At 46.1% G+C, this 17,277-nt stretch carries 18 protein-coding genes; 3 read left to right on the top strand and 15 right to left on the bottom strand.

Going from position 1 to position 17,277, the window contains the following annotated elements; genetic code table 11:
- The 8 genes from csaB to BQ7400_RS09635 form a co-directional block, all read right to left on the bottom strand.
- Window positions 1-1,095, bottom strand: a complete 1,095-nt coding sequence (csaB, locus tag BQ7400_RS09670) for a polysaccharide pyruvyl transferase CsaB (protein WP_072470363.1) — start codon at window positions 1,093-1,095, stop codon at window positions 1-3.
- Window positions 1,088-2,398 (bottom strand): O-antigen ligase family protein, encoded by a 1,311-nt coding sequence (locus BQ7400_RS09665; RefSeq protein WP_072470362.1) that lies wholly within the window; start codon window positions 2,396-2,398, stop codon window positions 1,088-1,090. The genes csaB and BQ7400_RS09665 overlap by 8 nt, the downstream gene beginning before the upstream one ends.
- Complete coding sequence (locus BQ7400_RS09660) at window positions 2,388-2,906, bottom strand: hypothetical protein (RefSeq protein ID WP_072470361.1); 519 nt, start codon at window positions 2,904-2,906, stop codon at window positions 2,388-2,390. Before BQ7400_RS09660 ends, BQ7400_RS09665 begins: the two co-directional genes overlap by 11 nt.
- Window positions 2,907-2,921: 15 nt before the next feature.
- Window positions 2,922-3,410, bottom strand: a complete 489-nt coding sequence (locus BQ7400_RS09655) for a DUF4330 domain-containing protein (protein ID WP_180371975.1) — start codon at window positions 3,408-3,410, stop codon at window positions 2,922-2,924.
- 9 nt (window positions 3,411-3,419) lie between these two features.
- A complete protein-coding gene (locus tag BQ7400_RS09650) occupies window positions 3,420-4,535 on the bottom strand; it encodes a glycosyltransferase (protein ID WP_072470357.1) in 1,116 nt (371 codons plus the stop codon).
- An 11-nt stretch (window positions 4,536-4,546) separates the two neighbouring features.
- Entirely contained in the window at window positions 4,547-4,972 is a 426-nt protein-coding gene (locus BQ7400_RS09645) for a hypothetical protein (protein WP_072470355.1), read from the bottom strand.
- A gap of 130 nt (window positions 4,973-5,102) precedes the next feature.
- Complete coding sequence (locus tag BQ7400_RS09640) at window positions 5,103-5,447, bottom strand: type II toxin-antitoxin system PemK/MazF family toxin (RefSeq protein ID WP_009430989.1); 345 nt, start codon at window positions 5,445-5,447, stop codon at window positions 5,103-5,105.
- 134 nt (window positions 5,448-5,581) lie between these two features.
- Entirely contained in the window at window positions 5,582-6,715 is a 1,134-nt protein-coding gene (locus BQ7400_RS09635) for an NAD(P)H-hydrate dehydratase (protein WP_072470353.1), read from the bottom strand.
- A gap of 265 nt (window positions 6,716-6,980) precedes the next feature.
- Between BQ7400_RS09635 and tyrS the strand changes: the two genes are divergently transcribed.
- The 3 genes from tyrS (at window position 6,981) to hcp (ending at window position 10,784) form a co-directional block, all read left to right on the top strand.
- Window positions 6,981-8,207, top strand: coding sequence for a tyrosine--tRNA ligase (tyrS, locus tag BQ7400_RS09630; protein ID WP_072470351.1), 1,227 nt, complete (start codon window positions 6,981-6,983; stop codon window positions 8,205-8,207).
- Between the two features lie 252 nt (window positions 8,208-8,459).
- Complete coding sequence (locus tag BQ7400_RS09625) at window positions 8,460-9,083, top strand: Crp/Fnr family transcriptional regulator (RefSeq protein WP_072470349.1); 624 nt, start codon at window positions 8,460-8,462, stop codon at window positions 9,081-9,083.
- Window positions 9,084-9,161: 78 nt separating this feature from the next.
- On the top strand, window positions 9,162-10,784 hold the full coding sequence (gene hcp, locus BQ7400_RS09620; protein ID WP_083553329.1) for a hydroxylamine reductase: 1,623 nt from the start codon (window positions 9,162-9,164) through the stop codon (window positions 10,782-10,784).
- 48 nt (window positions 10,785-10,832) lie between these two features.
- Here the strand turns inward: hcp and BQ7400_RS09615 are convergent, their stop codons facing one another.
- From BQ7400_RS09615 to BQ7400_RS09590, 7 genes are all read right to left on the bottom strand, one after another.
- Window positions 10,833-11,042, bottom strand: a complete 210-nt coding sequence (locus BQ7400_RS09615) for a hypothetical protein (RefSeq protein WP_072470345.1) — start codon at window positions 11,040-11,042, stop codon at window positions 10,833-10,835.
- 209 nt (window positions 11,043-11,251) lie between these two features.
- Window positions 11,252-11,740: a hypothetical protein gene (locus tag BQ7400_RS10890; RefSeq protein ID WP_245759434.1), complete on the bottom strand. Its 489-nt coding sequence runs from the start codon at window positions 11,738-11,740 to the stop codon at window positions 11,252-11,254.
- A 65-nt stretch (window positions 11,741-11,805) separates the two neighbouring features.
- On the bottom strand, window positions 11,806-12,024 hold the full coding sequence (locus BQ7400_RS10885; protein WP_245759433.1) for a hypothetical protein: 219 nt from the start codon (window positions 12,022-12,024) through the stop codon (window positions 11,806-11,808).
- The gene (locus BQ7400_RS09605) at window positions 12,021-12,956 is read right to left on the bottom strand and encodes a MarR family transcriptional regulator (protein ID WP_072470343.1); all 936 of its coding nucleotides are present in this window, start codon (window positions 12,954-12,956) and stop codon (window positions 12,021-12,023) included. The genes BQ7400_RS10885 and BQ7400_RS09605 overlap by 4 nt, the downstream gene beginning before the upstream one ends.
- A gap of 177 nt (window positions 12,957-13,133) precedes the next feature.
- Complete coding sequence (locus BQ7400_RS09600; protein ID WP_072470341.1) at window positions 13,134-13,856, bottom strand: ECF transporter S component; 723 nt, start codon at window positions 13,854-13,856, stop codon at window positions 13,134-13,136.
- The gene (locus BQ7400_RS09595) at window positions 13,846-15,120 is read right to left on the bottom strand and encodes a nitrogenase component 1 (protein ID WP_072470340.1); all 1,275 of its coding nucleotides are present in this window, start codon (window positions 15,118-15,120) and stop codon (window positions 13,846-13,848) included. The genes BQ7400_RS09600 and BQ7400_RS09595 overlap by 11 nt, the downstream gene beginning before the upstream one ends.
- Window positions 15,089-17,260 carry a nitrogenase component 1 gene (locus BQ7400_RS09590; RefSeq protein ID WP_072470339.1) on the bottom strand — a complete coding sequence of 724 codons (2,172 nt, stop codon included), beginning with the start codon at window positions 17,258-17,260 and terminating at the stop codon, window positions 15,089-15,091. The genes BQ7400_RS09595 and BQ7400_RS09590 overlap by 32 nt, the downstream gene beginning before the upstream one ends.
- Between the last annotated feature and the right edge of the window lie 17 nt (window positions 17,261-17,277).

Here is a 17,277-nt window from a genome sequence, read left to right as displayed (position 1 = left end):
TTATTCCTCCAATAATTCTTCCAGTATCTGGCGGTTTTCGTCTGTCTTTTCCTGCAAGAGTTTTTTCTTCTCCTGCAAAAAGTCCACAACTTCTTGGTTGTCTATAACCCCTTCTACTTCTCTTACCACATCTTCCACCTTAAAATCGTCAATATGGAAGCAGGCCTTCATGTCCAGGTCCTTGGCCAGGCCGTCCACCTTGGGGTCGTAGCTAATGGGGACAGTGGGAATGGTCCTGGAAATTCCATAAATCAGGCCATGGAGCCGCATGGGAATAAAGGCCTTGAGGCAGTCTACACAGGCCAGCATTTGGGCCACAGAAATCTTTTCGTCGATTAATTTTACCCGGCTCAGCTGGTCCGGGTCCAGCCCCTCCATCAATTCCTTAAAATAATCCGCGTCATTAGGATAAAAAAGTGGCAGGAGCAGGAGATGGTGGCCCCGGTCCAAGAGGCTGGTCATAAGGTCTTGAAAGCGGTCCTTCAAGTCATGGGGCTGGGGCCAATCCCTAAGGGCCAAGCCAATATAACCCAGGTCCGGATCCAGATCCAGATGATGGAAGAGGTCCTGCCTTTGGGCTCCCTGGATGGGGTTGAGCTTGTAGACTGGGTCGGCCGTCACCTTGATCTTGGGCTTGTGGACGCCAATTTCCTGGATGAAGTCATAGGACATTTGGTCTCTTAGGGTAATCATATCCACCCGGTTTAGGACCCGGGCTGTAAGCCAGCGGTTAAGGGAGGACTGAATGGGACCAATGCCGTTGGCCAAGAGGTAGACCTTCTTTTTAAAAAACTTGGCCAGGACAATCAGGCCCAGGTAGTAGTAGAGACTCCGGGTAGAGGTAACGTCCTGTAAGAGGGACCCCCCGCCAGAAATTAAGATGTCGCAATTTTTAATGGACCCAATGACGTCTTTTAAGTAAAAACGGTCCACAGCCTTGACCTTGTAGTGGCGGCTGGTTTTTTTGGGGTTGTTGGACATGACGGTAATATCGAATTTTTCGTCGGCTCGGACATCCTTTAAGATGGCCTCTAAGATGGCGTCATCTCCACTGTTGTCAAAGCCGTAGTATCCGCTAAAAAGGAGTTTAGTCATAGGCTTCCTCCTTTCTTTCTACTTTGATTAGGCTATAAATAATAGCAATCAAGAGCCAAACCGTCAGGGTGATTTTTGTCAGATAGAAGATATTTTCGAAAATACCGTGGACAAAAATTCCAAACAATCCGGCCAAGGCAGCTGCTCCTAAGATCCTTATTTGACTGTCTTTTGATTTAATTAAATACTTGTAAGCCTGGAAGAAAACCACTGCCATAAAGACCAGAAAGACCCCTAGGCCGAAAAGGCTCATTTCCGCCGTCAATTCCAGGTAGGTGTTGTGGGCATGGAAGGTGGGGTAGATTTGGTTGTAGTTTTCATACATGGCCTTAAAGGGCAGGTGGCCCAGGCCCAGGCCCCAGGGGTGGTCCTTAATAATATCCAGGCTGGTCTTCCAAATGGTCAGTCGGTAGACTGTGGAGGTGTCCTGGAGGTTTTGAATACTTTGGATCCGGTTGATAAAACCCTGGGGAGCCAGGTAGACCAAGGCTGCCAGGCCCGGAATGCCCAAAAGAAAGAGTCTTTTCTTTACCAGGAAGAAAAAGAGGGCCAGGCCAGCGATGAAGCCTAAAAGGCCTCCCCGACTCAGGGTAAAGAAGAGAGAAATACAGGCTAAAAGGAAGATTCCCCCGTAAAAAATCTTGCCCTTGTCCTTCTTGGCCGACCAGGTAAGGCCCAGGGCCAGGGGAAGGACCATAACCAGGTATTCGGCAAAGACATTGGGGTTTCCGAAAAGAGAATAGACCCGGACCCGGACATTGGGGTTATTTTCCACATCCACCCAGTCCTTGGACAATTCCGCTCCAGTAAAAATCTGGCTGGCTCCGTAAAGAGAGAGAATCCCCATCCCAGCCACCAGGGCAAATAAGAGGATGTAGATATCCCTTTTCCTTTCCACCAGGGATACCATGCTTAGAAAGAGTAAGAAGCCTCCAGTATGGATGGCCAGGTCTCTTAGGCTTCCTTGGACCAGGCTGCTGGTAAGAGTAGCCACCAGTAAGAGGACCATCCAAAGATAGACCATGGCATGACTGGAATCATAAGTCAGATGGATTTCCCTCCGAAAGAAAGAAAAAGCCACCAGTAAAAGGCCGTAGCCCAAAATCAAGACCAGGCTGGCCAGGTCGGGCAAAAAACCGTAGGAAAAAATCACCAGGGCCAGGGCTGCCAGGGGGTGGAAAAAACTCCCCAGGACAAAAACCAGGCCCAAGATGGCAACAAAGGCTAGGGACTGCCGGGTGAGAAGGGCCAAAAGAACAAAGACCAGGGCCACTAGGCCGTTGACCAGGACTTTATTTTTCATGGTCATCCTCCTCATAGATCAAGTCCTTGGTCCAAAGAAGCCCCCGGGCCAGGACAGATTCCCTGGCCAATCGAACCCAGGTCTGGGTCAAGGCCAGGCCAAGACCCAAAAGGGCCAGGACCAGCAAAAGCTTCCTGGGTCTCAATACTCCTAAGACCAGGGACCAGAAAAACAAGGTCCAGCCCAGGCCGCAAAGGCCTTCCAGGGGGTCCTTAAATTGGCTGGCATAGGCTCCCAAAAGAGAGGGACCCCTAGCAGATTCCTTCCAATTCGTCAGCCTTTGTCCTCCCCGGTCCAGGCCCCTGTAAAGGCCGGAAAGGGCCCGGTTGACATAGGCTCCATCCAGGGACTTTTTCCCCAAGCGAGCCAGGAAAGACCCCCCTAAAACTAGGGAAAGACCCTGGCCCAGCTTGGAAAAAATCTTTTGAGAGATTGATTTTTCATAATAGGCATTTAAAAATCCAACAAGGGCCCGGATTCGGTAGACAAGCACACTGTTTTTCAGCATGTCTGACCCTCCTTCCTAGTTTCCCTTGTGGAGGACTGACATGTCAATGCAGGTTCCATAAAAGGTGTTTCTCTTGGTCTTTAACCGGTATTCACTTCCTACCCGCATGGCTTCTCCCCCGACAGTATAGGCATCTTGGGACTCAATATAGTCCACCTTGACCTTGAGGTAGGCTTGGTATTTACCGGGAACAGGAGCTTCAATCCATTGGCCTTGGTAGTCCAGTCGGTCGGTATAGGGTTCAGACTTTACCTCTTCAATACTTCCAACCAAGCCCCCCTTGTCATAGTGGTAGATTTGGTCTCCCAGGACCATTTGGTCAATGGATAATTGCCGGACATTGGTTACCATAAAGGTTACAGTTCCTTCCTTGGTCCCTTCAGCTACCGGTACTTTTTGTTGGTATTTTTTAACCCCGCCCACTAGGGCAAAGAGAATAATTAAGATAAATAAAAGGTCAATAATATTGATTAGGCCGAACAAGCGGCCCTTTTGATCGATCATCTTCAAACTTTACTTTCCTCTCCTAAGTATTTCAGCATAAATTTCCTCATGGACCTTGGCCATGGAGGTAACGCTAAATTTTTCTTCCACCCTTTGGTGGAAACTTTGGCCCATTTCTTTCACCTGGTCCCGGTTTTCATAGCAGTGGACCAAAATGTCCTTTAAGGCCTCATCATCTCCCGGATCAAATAAGTAACCATCTTGGCCTGGCCGGATCATTTCGGGAATCCCCCCAATCCGACTGGCAATGGCCGCCTTCTTTTCCTTGGCCCCCTCTAAAAGGGCATAGGGAAAGCTTTCGCTTAAGGAACAGAGGACATTGACATCGATGGCTTGGTAGAGGGAGTAGGGGTCTTGAATCCCCCCTAAAAAGAAGATATCCTCTTCCAGGCCATAGTCCTTGACCCTTTCCTTGAGCCGGTGACCTTCCGGTCCATCACCAGCAATCAAGACCCGGGCCTTGCCCTTGAGGCCACTCTTGTGAAAGGCCTCAATCATAGTCTTTTGGTCTTTGTTGGCATCTAGACGGGCCACAATACCAAAGGTAAACTTGCCATTATCTTCCAGGCCATACCTTTGGTAAAAGCTCTTGGGGTCCACCTTTTCTTCCTGGCTATACATGTCGATCCCATTGTAGATGACAAAAATCCTGTCCTTGGGAAAGCCCCGGTCTATGAGCATCTTTTTAAAATTTTCAGTAACGGCAATATAGTAGTCAAACTTTCTCAAGGCATAGGAATTTAAGGGTGTAAAAATCTTATCCTTAAAAAAATTGTCCTTAAAATCTAAAAGATAGTCGCTGTGGATCGTGGTGACCCGAACTTGGTCCCCCTTGTAAAAAAGGGCATTAAAATTGGCACGAGCCCCATGACAATGGAGAATGTCCGCGTGCATTTCTCGCGCCTTTTTTGAGACCTCTTTCATGACACGAATGTCAAAGCGGCTCCTTTGTTCTACAACTTCGATGTCTAGGCCCAATTCCTTTCCCTGGCGGTAAAAGGTGTCCTTGATAAAACAAATGACCTTTGTGTGAACCCGGCCCTGGAGTCCCTGCATCAAAGCATAGAGATGGGTTTTCGCCCCTCCTGCATCGCCTCCGCTAATTAAGTGGAGAACTGACTTCATAAATGGCTCCTTTATTTTACACTATAGGATCCCCGGACAAGAACAAGAGCGCTGGTCTTGGCCAATAGGCCCCGGCCGTCACTTCTTGGGATAACCAGTAAATGGTCTCTTTCTACTTGACGGGCATGCTTGATATCTTTTCCCTTGGTTAAGTCACTTAAGCCACCCAGGTCTGTGGCAATGGCTGTGGCTTCTCCTGACCGGAGGATTAATTCGCTTCCTGCAGCGGCAATAATCCGGTCTCCTGCCTTTAATTCCACCAGCTTCATTTCGCTTCCTGTGGATGCCATACCGGCTCCGCCTGTATTTTTTAACTGAGCTAACTTTTCATTGAGATAGGAAACAGTCACCACCGGATCTTTTTCCGTTCCATAGATGGCATTTCCACCAATTAAGGCTAGGCTCAAAATCCCTAGGACTGCAACAGTCTTTTTCATAGTCATCCTCCTTTTTTTCTATTATACCAAAAAACCGGCTCCTTAGTAGAAAAACATTGTAATTTTCTTCCTTGGCCGAAAATCTTCACGAAAAAACACCCCACAAGGGGGTGTCTTTTCTATGTAGGCGTTATTTTAAACCCAAACTAACCCGCGCAGCCTTCTCAATATTGTGCATCGTTTCTTCTTTAAAACAACCAATTTTATCGCGAAGTCTTTTCTTATCAATGGTCCGTATCTGCTCCAAAAGTACAACGGAGTTTTTTGGCAAGCCAAACTCTTCAGCACTTACACCAACATGGGTTGGTAACTTTGCCTTGTTTAATTGAGAAGTAATTGCAGCAACGATTGTTGTCGGTGAATATTTATTTCCAACATCATTTTGCATAATGACGACTGGCCTGACGCCTCCTTGTTCTGACCCCACTACAGGGCTTAAATCTGCGTAAAACAGATCTCCTCGCTTAACTATCATAATTTCACCTTTTAGGACTCCGCATATCCATTATAAAAAGAAAAAAAACGATTGTCAAATGGTCTTATGGCTGGTAAAAGCACAGGGATTTTAGTCCTTGAGCCATTTTCCAGCCATATTCTCCAAAATAAAAACTATAAAATCTTTTTTAGGACCTGGGGAATTTCTTCAATGACATCCAGGGGCATTAAGGATTGGCCATACTTTTCATTGGCCAGGTCCCCGGCAGCCCCATGGACAAAGACCCCCATGGAGGCCGCCAAAAAGGGGTCCTCCAAAGCCGTCAAATAATAGCCAATGATTCCGGAAAGGCAGTCCCCCATTCCTGCCACAGCCATGGAGGGATTGCCAGTGGAATTGACATAGTCCCGGTGGCCATCCGTCACATAAGTTTCGGGACCCTTTAAGACAAACACGCAATTTTTGTCCCGGGCAAAGTCCTTGGCCAGGGTCATAAGGTCTTGCCGGGGGGCCTGGCAGTGGAAGAGCCTTTGGGCTTCAGCCTCATGGGGGGTCAAGACAGCCCCCCTTAGGTCCGGAAGCTGGTCCAGGCCACTTAAATAGGTAAGACCACCTGCATCCACCACCTTTTTTATAGGAGCAGAAAGCCCCTCTGCCAGGGCCGGGTCTTCCGGTCCTAGGCCCGGACCTAAAACCAGGGCATCCACCTGGTCCAAAAGAGGTGCGAGACCAGACTTTCGGTCCCGCAAGACCACCTCTGGAGCCGCCAGGGTAAAGACCGGCTGGTCCTCTGGGTCCACCAGGCCGAAAACCATACCGGCTCCCGACCGATAAAGGGCCTTGGCAGCATAGACAAAGGCCCCTACCATCCCCCTCCTTCCAGCCAAAAGAGCCAGCTTGCCTACAGACCCCTTGTGGGCATTCAACTCTCTTTTTTTCAACTGGCCCTGTAAAAATTCAGGCAGGGAAAAACTAGGCCCCGACTCTCGAATCCGGGCCACAGCCAGGGCATAGTCCCCCTCATGGCTAATGGACAGGTCAAAACGGTAGCCCTTCCAGGCCCCCCAAGGTCCTGGCCCATGACCCACCTCTAAATCCCTTAAGGCCACAGGGCCAATCCCCCGACCCAGGGCCTTGGCCATGGCCTCCTTGGCAGCAAAAAGCCCCGCCATGGTCCTGGGGGCCATCTTCCGCTTCCTTAAATAAGCCTGCTCCTTGGGACTAAAGACCCAGTTGATAAACCGGTCCCCATGTTTTTTATAAATCCTCTCCAGCCTTTGAATTTGGCATAAATCAATCCCGATCATTGGACTCACCTCATGTTTATTATACACAAAAAGTCCCCTCCGGTCATAAAAATAAAAAGTGTTTGACCTTCCCCACAAGCTATGCTAAGATGGGAGTAAGTTCATAAAACGAAGACATCAACCCAGTACCGGCAAGGGGCAGGTCCTTCCCGAGAAATTACACTGATGGAGTTTATAGTCAAATGAGGCATTCGCGAAGAAAGGTGGTACCACGATCCATTCGTCCTTTCACAAGCGGAGGCTTTTTTTATTTTAGGAGGAAAGTATGCAAAACGTATATGATATCTTGGTGGAAAGAGGCTACGTTGACCAGTCCACCGACGAAAAAGAATTAAGGGAAATTTTAGGCAAAGAGCCCATTACCTTTTACATTGGCTTCGACTGTACTGCCGACAGCCTGACCCTGGGCCACTACCTACAAATTATGGTTATGCAACACATGCAAAGAGCCGGCCACATCCCCATCGCCCTCATTGGTGGCGGAACCACCATGATTGGGGACCCCTCCGGCAAAAACGACATGCGGAAAATCATGACCGAAGAAACCATCGACTACAATGCCGAACAATTTAAACGTCAACTCCGCCACTTCCTGGATTTTGACAATGGCAAGGGCCACTTTACCAACAACAAGGACTGGCTTTTAAACCTGAACTTTGTCGACTTCATGCGGGAAATTGGCGTCCACTTTACCGTCAACCGGATGTTGACCTTTGACTGCTACAAAAACCGTATGGACCAAGGCCTGACCTTCTTTGAATTCTCCTACATGCTCATGCAGTCCTACGACTTCTTGAAGCTCTATCGAGACTTTAACTGCCGCCTAGAATTAGGCGGGTCCGACCAATGGTCCAACATGATTGGAGGCTACGAGCTGGTTCGCAAGCTAGAACAAGACAAGGTCTATGCCATGACCTTCAAGCTTTTAACCACTGCAGAAGGGAAAAAAATGGGTAAAACCGAATCCGGCACCATCTGGTTGGATCCGGAAAAAACATCCCCCTACGAACTCTTCCAATACATGCGAAATGTGGATGACCGGGACGTCATTAAATTTATGAAACTCCTAACCCACCTTTCCCTGGAAGAAATCGACCAATACGCAAGCCTGGAAGGCGCCGACCTCAACAAGGCCAAGGAAGTTTTGGCCTATGAAATTGTCAAAGACATCCACTCCAAGGAAGAAGCCGACAAGGCCAAGGAAGCTGCCAAGGCCCTTTTCGGCCAAGGCGGATCCCTAGACAATGTACCCACTACAGAAATTGACGAAAAAACCCTGGCCGAAAACAAGACCGTCATTGACCTGATTAAACTTGTGGGCTTCGTCAAGACCAACAGCGAAGGCCGCCGACTGGTAGACCAAGGTGGTATCACCATTGGAGAAGAAAAAGCCAAGGCCTTTGACCAAGAAATCACCAAAGACCTCTTTAAAGACGGCCAACTCCTTTTAAGAAAGGGGAAAAAAGTCTACCATAAATTGGTCTTGAAATAAGCATCCTAAGAACTAGGAAAACCACCCGTAACTGGGTGGTTTTTTATTCCGAAAACTAGGTCTGATCATCTAAGAGGACATACTTAAGCTGGATTTTTTGGATTTCCCCTAGTCTCCATAGCCTTCATCTCCCATTTTTAAACCATTGAGCACTTTTCCTAAAATCTAGTCAAACTTTTCATTTGCTGACTTTTCTCTTATAATAACTTGTATAGTACATAGCCCATTTATGTCCCAAGTCAAGGAGGTCCCATGTTATTTAACGGATTAAGCCCAGAAGAATTTCAAGATTTTATCCTCTGGTCCAAGGCCATGACCCAAGTGTATGGTCCTGGCCAAGCCATCTTTCAAGAAGGCCAAGAAGCACTAGATATCTATGTCCTTTTAAGGGGCCGTGTGGAAGTAGACCAACTTTCCCCCAGTGGCCGCCAGACAGTTGTTGCCCATTTTTCTCAAGAACATTCCATCTTTGGAGAAGTCTATGCCCTTTTGGCCATCCCCTTTGACTATTCTGCCTGGGCCAAGGAAGAATCTGTCATTTTAAAAATTCCAGCCCAAGCCGTCTTAAGGACCTTGGGCAACAAGAGTCAGGAAAAAATTGCCAAAAACCTGGTCCGGCTCCTGGCCTCCAAGGCCTACACCCTCAACCAAAAGCTCATGGTCCAAACAGCCCCCTCCTTGAGGGAAAAAATCCTCATGGACCTGGCCCAAAGACAAAAAAATGGCCAGGTGGTCTTGGACTTTAGCCGGGAAAAATGGGCTGAAATCCTAGCCGTTCCCCGGCCCAGCCTGTCTCGCGAACTGTCCAAGATGCAAGAAGATGGTTTGATTTCCATAGACAGACGAACAATTTCTCTTTTAAATGAAATATTGTAGCATATGTTACAGAATTCCTCCTTACCAGAGCTTTATACTTGTCTTAGTTAGGAAAGTATGAATCAAAGGAGGAATTTTATGTTTTGTTACCAATGTCAAGAAACAGCCAAGGGTCAAGGCTGTCAAATTAAGGGCGTCTGTGGAAAAGAAGCTTCCACAGCCTGCCTCCAAGACCTTTTAATTTGGGTCACCAAGGGCCTAAGTCAAGTGACCCTGGCCCTTAGAAAAGAAGGAAAACAAGTCCCTAAGGAAATCAACCACCTGGTTACAGGAAACCTCTTTAAAACCATCACCAATGCCAATTTTTCCGACCAGGACCTTTTGGCCAGCATTGAAAAAACCATCCAAGTCAAAGAAGACCTAAGAAGGCAAGTTTCCAAACAAGAAGGCCTCTTTGGTCCGGCCCTCTACCAAGAAAAAGACAAGCAAGCCCTTCTAGAAAAGGGAGCCCAAGTTGGTGTCTTGTCCACCAAGGATGAGGACCTACGTTCTCTACGGGAGTTGACTATTTATGGTCTAAAGGGTCTCAGCGCCTACACCAAACACGCCAATGTCCTCTTGGAAGAAAACGAAGAAATTGACCTCTTTATCCAAGATGCCCTAGTGGCTACCTTGGAAGAAAAATCCATTGATGACATGGTGGACCTGGTATTAAAAACCGGCCACTATGGGGTTCAAGGCATGGCCCTTTTGGACCAAGCCAACACCCGGGCCTATGGCCATCCTGAAATGACAGAAGTTTCCCTGGAACCCAGAAAAAACCCCGGAATCCTTATTTCAGGCCATGATTTAAGGGACATGGAGATGCTCTTGGAACAAAGTAAGGATAGCGGTGTAGACATCTATACCCATTCAGAAATGCTTCCGGCCAACTACTATCCCGCCTTTAAAAAGTACCCCCATTTTGTCGGTAACTATGGAAATGCCTGGTGGAAGCAAAAAGAAGAATTTGAGTCCTTCAATGGCCCCATCCTTATGACCACCAACTGCATCGTTCCTCCCAAGGAGTCCTACAAGGACCGGCTCTTCACTACAGGAGCTGCAGGATTCCCCGGTTGTAAGCACATCCCTGGAGAAATTGGTGAAGAAAAAGACTTTTCTGAAATCATTGCCCTGGCCAAGACTTGCCCGGCTCCAGAAAAAATTGAAGAAGGAAGCCTAGTTGGTGGCTTTGCCCATAATCAAGTTTTTGCCTTGGCTGACCAAGTGGTAGATGCCGTAAAATCCGGTGCCATTAAAAAATTCGTTGTCATGGCTGGTTGTGACGGCCGGCAAAAGGGTCGGTCCTATTATACAGACTTTGCCCAAGCCCTGCCCAAAGATACGGTCATTTTAACAGCAGGTTGTGCAAAATACCGCTACAACAAGTTAAACTTAGGCGACATTCAAGGCATTCCTAGAGTTCTGGATGCCGGCCAATGCAACGATTCCTATTCCCTAGTTTTAATTGCCCTAAAGCTGGCAGAAATCTTTGGTCTGGATTCCGTAAACGACCTGCCCCTAGTTTATAATATTGCCTGGTATGAACAAAAGGCAGTCATTGTGCTTTTGGCCCTTTTATCCCTAGGAGTTCAAAATATCCACCTAGGGCCCAGCCTTCCCGCCTTTATCAGCCCCAATGTCTTAAAGGTTCTTGTGGAAAAGTTCCACATTTCCCCTATTACTAGCGTCCAAGAAGACCTAGACAAGCTTATTTATTAATTCAAAAAGCTCAACACCCCTCCAATTGGAGGGGTGTTTTTCTATAGTCTAACTCTGATCATCTTTAGTTATAAAAAACTTTACAAGACAAGTAAGCATTGCGATGATATAAAAAATATAAAATATTTGTAAAATAACTACTGGCATTCTAAGGCTCGCCTCTGGATGTTTAAAAACATAGTTTAAAAAAACAATCATTATTACAAGCATCAACCCAAAGAAGATTAAATATCTTTTTCTACCTAGTCCATCTAGCATACTTATATCTCCTTTCTAATTGGAAGTCCAGCTAAAATTCCCTTCCATACAATGAGAGTCTATACTTACTTTCTTTAATTAGGTCTATTTCCTATGGCTGAAAAATCAGAAATTCCGATAAATATTGTAGACAAAAGACTTACTAGGCGGTTTTTCCCCCTAGTCTCCATAGCCTTCATCTCCCATTTTTAAACCATTGAGGACTTTTTCTAAAATATAGAGGGCTCCTTCAAACCATAACACTTGTATAAAATATCTATCATTTTTTGTTTGCTAATTCCTCTTATGCCTAAAGCTTGTAAATCTATCTCTTCAAAAGCTATCTCCGATAAAAATTTTTTCATATCTTCTGCTATTTCCGGACTAAGCTCCATCCTTGTCTTTTCTGTAATTAACTGAATTAATCGGAAAACATCATTTTTATGCTTCTTTAAATTTTTACTGTCAATGTGTTCCCCTTGCAATCTTCGCTCCTTTAAATCAAGCCATGCTTTTGCTTTAAATGCTATTAAGCAAGTTGTACTCAATACCGGGATTCCATCAATCATTATTTGGCCTTTTTTCAAAAGTTCATAATATGCTTCATTTAGAAGGATTGCTGACAAGCTGGATATTTCGTCATCTATCGGGAGTGGTGTAAGGACTGCGCCCTCCTCTAATTTAATGAAATCCGGATTTCTGGAAAATATCTCAATCATATATGGATAGTCTTCACTTCTAGGTGCTGTGAACCGATAAAATTGCGCATTCCCAGTACTTTTATTCAAATGTTTATAGTCCACTTCTTTAATATAGTCCCAAAACTGCCTAAAAACTCTGCTGTTATAGATTCAACAATTAGCACAATATCTATATCTTTTGTTGCACGAAATGCTAATTCTTCATTTTCCATAATTAAAGTACAAGCTGTTCCACCGATGATAACATATTGATTTTCAAATCCATGAAATCTTTCCTTAAATTTTATAAATCCATTTATCATTGCCCTTGCAACCTTCTTTCTTGCAATTCATCTATTGCCTGGTGAATTCTTTCATCATGTGTATCCTTAAAAGATAAAATAAGGGAAAGATCATCAGCGTTCTTATCCTTTGAAAATTGTTTAGGCTTGTATGCCCATAATTCAAGTTTAACATCCTCATCAGGATCTATTAATTCTTTTGCTAAAAGTGCTTTATCATAATCTTTTTCACTAATTGCATAGGTTTTAACTCGGTTTGGATTTAACATCGTTTTTTCGGCCAGGGCTGTTTCGCCTGCAAATACCATGTCCTCTGTAACTTGCGTCTTGTCTATATATCCTACTTCCCGGACAGGACTCGATAAATATATTTTTGCTCTTTCAAACAATTCATACCTACTATATTTTGACTCAATAAACTGGTTGACTCCATCTTTTGCAACAAAAAACAAACCCGTTGCTTTTATTTGTTTTACTGCCCTGGACAAGGTCATTGCCGTATAGGGTAGCTCCTTTCCGGCATCTGAAGTATATAGGCGTTTTTTCTTGCTGTACATATAAAACAAAAACAATTGCTGCGTAGAGTAAACAAACTTATTCGGGGGTTTTTGGTCTTCTATTTCTTCCATAAGCAGTGTTCCAATAAATGGAAGAAAAACCTGCTTATCCGTAATAAATGATATATTATTGTCTAAAAAACTTTTTCTTCGATAATTTGATATTGTGACAAGGTCAAATACAACCGGCAGCTTATCAAGCTCCTGCATTTTTTTTATCTGTTTTTTTAGCGACGGGAGTGTCGCAAGTTCTACTGTTGGAGTAAGCACTATACAGCGTTTATTTCCAATACATGCTATACGGAAATCATAACTTGATGAAATATAAAGCGGTAAAGAATCTTGGCCATTCCATTCTTCATATTTAATAGAAATTCCGAACACACTTGTACGCATATTCACACCCTCCCCTTTTTAACTTATTTATTTCATTTTAACCTAATCAATGTTAAAAAGTCAATTTTTAAAGTTAAAACCTTGGCTTCATGTTTTTATGTATTTTCTATCTTGTCTATTTGATTTCTCCATGAAAGAATCAAAACCACCCGTAATGGGTGGTTTTGATTCCAGAAACTAACTCCGATCATCTAAAAGGCCATACTTCACCTGGATTCTTTGGATTTTTTCCAAAAAACTTTCCCCAAAGAAAAATAAAAAGGCAAAGGTCCCTGTTGCATGGATCAAGTCAATGGGGAGTCCTCGAAGATAGGATAAGACAATCATGTCCTTATTGATTTCTTCATAAAAGCTAATGACAGAAATGGGGTTCATAATGGACCCAAAAAAGAGAAAAATTGATAAAAAGCCGTAACTTGCCATGGTCCACTTGTTTTTGGGAAGCTTGAATTTTTCAAACAGGCTCCCGGCAACAAAGCCAATAATGCCAAAGCAAAACATCTGCCAAGGGCTCATGGGGCCCTGGCCAAAAGAAAAATTTGACACAAACATAATCATGGCCCCTACAACAAAGCCTGCTTGAGGCCCCAGGGCAATAGCTGAAACAATGGTTACGGCCGCCACAGGTTTTACATGGGGAATCCAAAAAAAGGCCATCCTGCCGGCCACTCCTATGGCTGAAAGACCGGCAATTAAAATCAACTCTCTGGTTTTAACCCCCCGGCGTTCAAAGAGAAAAAGCAGGGGCAGGCTGGTTAGGAGCAAGATACATAGGCTGATAAAGAGGTATTTTCGATCATTTAAAACCGTCATGCCAAAAATCAAGAGGCCGGGAATCCCGATAAAGATAACCAGGCCAGACAAAAGACTTACCAGACGATTTTTTTCCCTAGTCTCCATAGCCTTCATCTCCCATTTTTAAACCATTGAGGACTTTTTCTAAAATATAGAGGGCTCCTTGGGGACCATAGAGGGTTTTTTCCAAAACATCCAAATAGCCCATGGTGGGGCCTTGAATTTCCAGTCCCCGGACTCTTTTGTCTTGGGCCATGGCCTGGGCCAGGTCATTGCCATCCCCAAAGACCATTTGGACCCGGTCCAAGGAGGCCAATTTTTCTTCCATTAAGATTTTTTCAAAGGCCGGGTAGGACCCCTGGCTACAGGTAATTTGCCCCGGCACCATACCCAGATAGTTTTTCAAAAAATCATGAAGGGGCAAGAGGAGGGAGGCTGGTCCACTTAGGGAGTAACCGGCCCCCTTGGGTAATCCCAAAAGGGACGAATAGCGAGCCAGGAAGATGTAGGCCCGGCCCCGGGCTCTTTGGATTTCTTCCATAACCGGGTCCAAATTCATGGGAAGGATCCGGGCCAGGTCCTTGAAAAAAGCTTCCGTTGCATCAAAACCCACAGGCTGGCCCTTGGGGGGAATCCAATAGGGCATGGCGTATTTTTCCTTTAAATATTTTGCCAGGTCCAGGCCGTCTTCGGGACTCAGGACAAGGTTGAGCTTGGCCCTTCTCAAGTCCTTGATTTGGTCCAGTCCCTGGTCAAAAAAGTAGGTTCCTACTTCCAGTCCTGCCTTGGATAAGAGGTCTTTCAGACAGGCAATATTTCCCATAACATGGTTTTGGAGGAGAGAAAAGCCCAGGAGGTTGACCCGGTTTTTTTCCACAGGCAGCTGGGCCGGTTGGAGTTTTTCCAAGAGGGCCACCAGGCCCTGACTCAAACCCTTTCCAAAGGCTTGAGAATACAGAGGGGTTGGAATAAAAACCGTCAAGGGTAGGCCTGGAACCCGGCTGGCGATTTTTTCCAAGTCATCTCCAATGAGGGCTGCTCCCGGAGAATTCACCACAGCCAAAAAATCAGGCTTCCGGTCTCGAATGTCTTCCAAAAGGTCTTGGAGCTTTTTTTCCACGCCATAGACATAGTCCTTGGCATCTAAGTAGGTACAGGGAACCCGGCTTTGACCAAAGTAAAATTCCTGGGGATAGGATTGGGGGTCAAAGGAAACGGACCTTAAGAGGGCCCCATCCACCACAGCTGAATGGTAAAACTTACAACCGGTAGGGCCGTTTAGGAGGGTCATCCCTCCCCGGAGGCTTTCCAGGCCAAAGATCAAACCGGAAAAACTGTCAGCCTTGATATTTTTTAAAGTATTTTTCATCCTTCCTCCACCCTTCTTGTACATTTTGTTGGAAAATCGTCACCCACCTCTTGGCCAAGGCAATTCCAGATTGGAAGCCCCCTTCTGGAGTCAATTGAATGGTATCGTGGTAGGGGGCATCGTCCATGTTGGGGCCGTTGTAGTTGGCCAAAACCAGGTCTGGCTTAAGCCGGCTCACATCCTGTCGTCTTTTTTCCGCCGTATAGTCCACTTCCCAATCCAAGATCTTGTCCTTAAAGGGATTTTCCGGATAGACGTCTTGGGAAAAGTTAATCATCCCCACCTTGACAATGTCCATGCCCAAATCCAGGGCTGTTTTTAAAATCCAAGTCAGCTTATTGTTGTAGGCCACCACCATGAGTTTTTTCCCTTGGAGGTAGGGCCGGTACTTGTCCATCTGCCTTTGGTAGTTTTCCCTTTCCCGAGCTATGATTTTTTCCGAAACTTCTTCCTTGCCGTAAAAACGGCCCAGGGCCTTGATAAAGTCCATGGATTCTTCATAGCCAATGGGCAGGGCATGGGGAAAGAAGTCCAGGTCATAGGTCTTTTTGAAAAAATTTTCCAGGATTGTATTCATATAATCATGGTAGGCCGGAAGGTGGAGGCCCGCCCTTAGGAGGGTCCGGACAGAGCCTGTAGAGGTTTCATTTAAGTAGCGGCAGTGGACCTTGGCCCCAAAGGCCCCCAACCAGTCCTCCAGAATTTTAAAATTCCCACTGGTGGCATTGGCAATGGGTTTTTCTCCATAGAGGTTTACCAGGTAGGGGTCGGGTTTTTCCTGGGGGTCCACCAAAAATTTTGCAATTTCCTGGTAGGCCAAAATCATCCCCTGCATATAGTCCCCGGATAAATTTCCATCGGTTTTTAAGGCCAAGATAGATGTTTCAGGTCCTGCTAGATCCTTTACCCCATCCACATCGTCTCCAATAATTCCCGAAGGACAGGTGGTAACCAAGACCACCAGGGCCGGTTTTTTCTCCAGGGCTTCTTGGAGGACCCTTCTCAGGTCCCGGATGCCACCAAAAACCATGGCGTCTTCCCCCAATTCCGAGGATAGGATTTTGGGGTGGACCTGGACAGGAAGGATCTTTTTCTTTTCAAAAAGAGACCTCCGACCCAGGGAAGAAATGGCCTGGTAGGACAGGTTGGCACAAGACCTAGGCCCATGGCTGATGATAATGGCGTCCTTTACTTGGACGGCAATATTCATGGCCCCATTATAGGCGCAACCGTGGAGGGGTTCTTGCTTGACCAGGGCCTTGGAATAAGTCCCCCGGCCCTGGCTGGGGTTTTTCTCCTTGGGCCCTCCCGCTTCTTCGGGGACTTCCTTGCGGATTTTGTGGCCCAAAACCACCTCTTCCAATTCATGGTCCCCCAGGGGCTTGGCCGGATATAGGCGACTTTGGTCCCAAATCTTACCGGCAATCCGGTCCATTTCCAAAGCCACGGGAGAATCTTCAGCCCCCTCCACCACACATTGGCCATGGCGTTCACAGGCGGCAAAAATCGGATCTCTTGGAATTTCTCCCAGAATGGGTAGACCCACTGCTTGGGCAAATCTTTCCACCCTTTGGAGTTCTCCCTCAAAGCCCCTTTCATTAAAAATCAAACCCCCGGCCCGGGGACCCTTTTGACTATAATTTGCCAGACCCCGTAAAATATTGTTGGCTGCATAAATCGACATAAATTCTCCGGAAGTGACAATATAGACTTTTTCTGCATACTGGTCCCTTAGGGGGACGGCAAAGCCCCCACAAACCACATCCCCTAAAACATCATAGAGGACAAAGTCATAGTCCTTCCTGTCCAGGCCCAAGTTTTCCAAGAGCTCAAAGGTAGATAGAATTCCTCGACCGGCACAGCCCACACCAGGTTCCGGTCCCCCGGCCTCTACGCAGTCAATGGAGTAAATCCCCTGGTGGACCACATCAGCCAGTTGGTAGTCCAGGGGGCCCACTTCCCGCATATAGTCTAAAACAGTCTTGCAATCGCGACCATGGAGTAAAAGTCGGGTGGAATCATGCTTGGGATCACAACCAAGCTGTAAGACCCTCTTCCCCTTTTTGGCCAGGGAAGCTGAAATATTTGCAGATACTGTCGACTTGCCTATTCCACCCTTTCCATAAATTGCAATTTCCATTTTAAACCCTTCCTTTC

Source organism: Urinicoccus massiliensis, assembly GCF_900120405.1.
GTDB lineage: Bacteria > Bacillota > Clostridia > Tissierellales > Peptoniphilaceae > Urinicoccus > Urinicoccus massiliensis.
Note: the sequence above shows the minus strand (reverse complement) of the source record. Positions and strands in the feature narration are given on the sequence as shown.

Excerpts from the sequence above, each read along its gene's own strand:
- BQ7400_RS10890 (WP_245759434.1), bottom strand. The coding sequence starts at position 11,740 with ATGATTGAGATATTTTCCAGAAATCCGGATTTCATTAAATTAGAGGAG.
- BQ7400_RS09625 (WP_072470349.1), top strand. The coding sequence starts at position 8,460 with ATGTTATTTAACGGATTAAGCCCAGAAGAATTTCAAGATTTTATCCTC.
- BQ7400_RS09615 (WP_072470345.1), bottom strand. The coding sequence starts at position 11,042 with ATGCTAGATGGACTAGGTAGAAAAAGATATTTAATCTTCTTTGGGTTG.
- BQ7400_RS09655 (WP_180371975.1), bottom strand. The coding sequence starts at position 3,410 with ATGATCGATCAAAAGGGCCGCTTGTTCGGCCTAATCAATATTATTGAC.
- BQ7400_RS09650 (WP_072470357.1), bottom strand. The coding sequence starts at position 4,535 with ATGAAGTCAGTTCTCCACTTAATTAGCGGAGGCGATGCAGGAGGGGCG.
- BQ7400_RS09660 (WP_072470361.1), bottom strand. The coding sequence starts at position 2,906 with ATGCTGAAAAACAGTGTGCTTGTCTACCGAATCCGGGCCCTTGTTGGA.
- BQ7400_RS10885 (WP_245759433.1), bottom strand. The coding sequence starts at position 12,024 with ATGATAAATGGATTTATAAAATTTAAGGAAAGATTTCATGGATTTGAA.
- BQ7400_RS09605 (WP_072470343.1), bottom strand. The coding sequence starts at position 12,956 with ATGCGTACAAGTGTGTTCGGAATTTCTATTAAATATGAAGAATGGAAT.
- BQ7400_RS09590 (WP_072470339.1), bottom strand. The coding sequence starts at position 17,260 with ATGGAAATTGCAATTTATGGAAAGGGTGGAATAGGCAAGTCGACAGTA.
- BQ7400_RS09665 (WP_072470362.1), bottom strand. The coding sequence starts at position 2,398 with ATGAAAAATAAAGTCCTGGTCAACGGCCTAGTGGCCCTGGTCTTTGTT.
- BQ7400_RS09635 (WP_072470353.1), bottom strand. The coding sequence starts at position 6,715 with ATGATCGGGATTGATTTATGCCAAATTCAAAGGCTGGAGAGGATTTAT.
- BQ7400_RS09595 (WP_072470340.1), bottom strand. The coding sequence starts at position 15,120 with ATGAAAAATACTTTAAAAAATATCAAGGCTGACAGTTTTTCCGGTTTG.
- BQ7400_RS09640 (WP_009430989.1), bottom strand. The coding sequence starts at position 5,447 with ATGATAGTTAAGCGAGGAGATCTGTTTTACGCAGATTTAAGCCCTGTA.
- hcp (WP_083553329.1), top strand. The coding sequence starts at position 9,162 with ATGTTTTGTTACCAATGTCAAGAAACAGCCAAGGGTCAAGGCTGTCAA.
- BQ7400_RS09600 (WP_072470341.1), bottom strand. The coding sequence starts at position 13,856 with ATGGAGACTAGGGAAAAAAATCGTCTGGTAAGTCTTTTGTCTGGCCTG.
- csaB (WP_072470363.1), bottom strand. The coding sequence starts at position 1,095 with ATGACTAAACTCCTTTTTAGCGGATACTACGGCTTTGACAACAGTGGA.
- BQ7400_RS09645 (WP_072470355.1), bottom strand. The coding sequence starts at position 4,972 with ATGAAAAAGACTGTTGCAGTCCTAGGGATTTTGAGCCTAGCCTTAATT.
- tyrS (WP_072470351.1), top strand. The coding sequence starts at position 6,981 with ATGCAAAACGTATATGATATCTTGGTGGAAAGAGGCTACGTTGACCAG.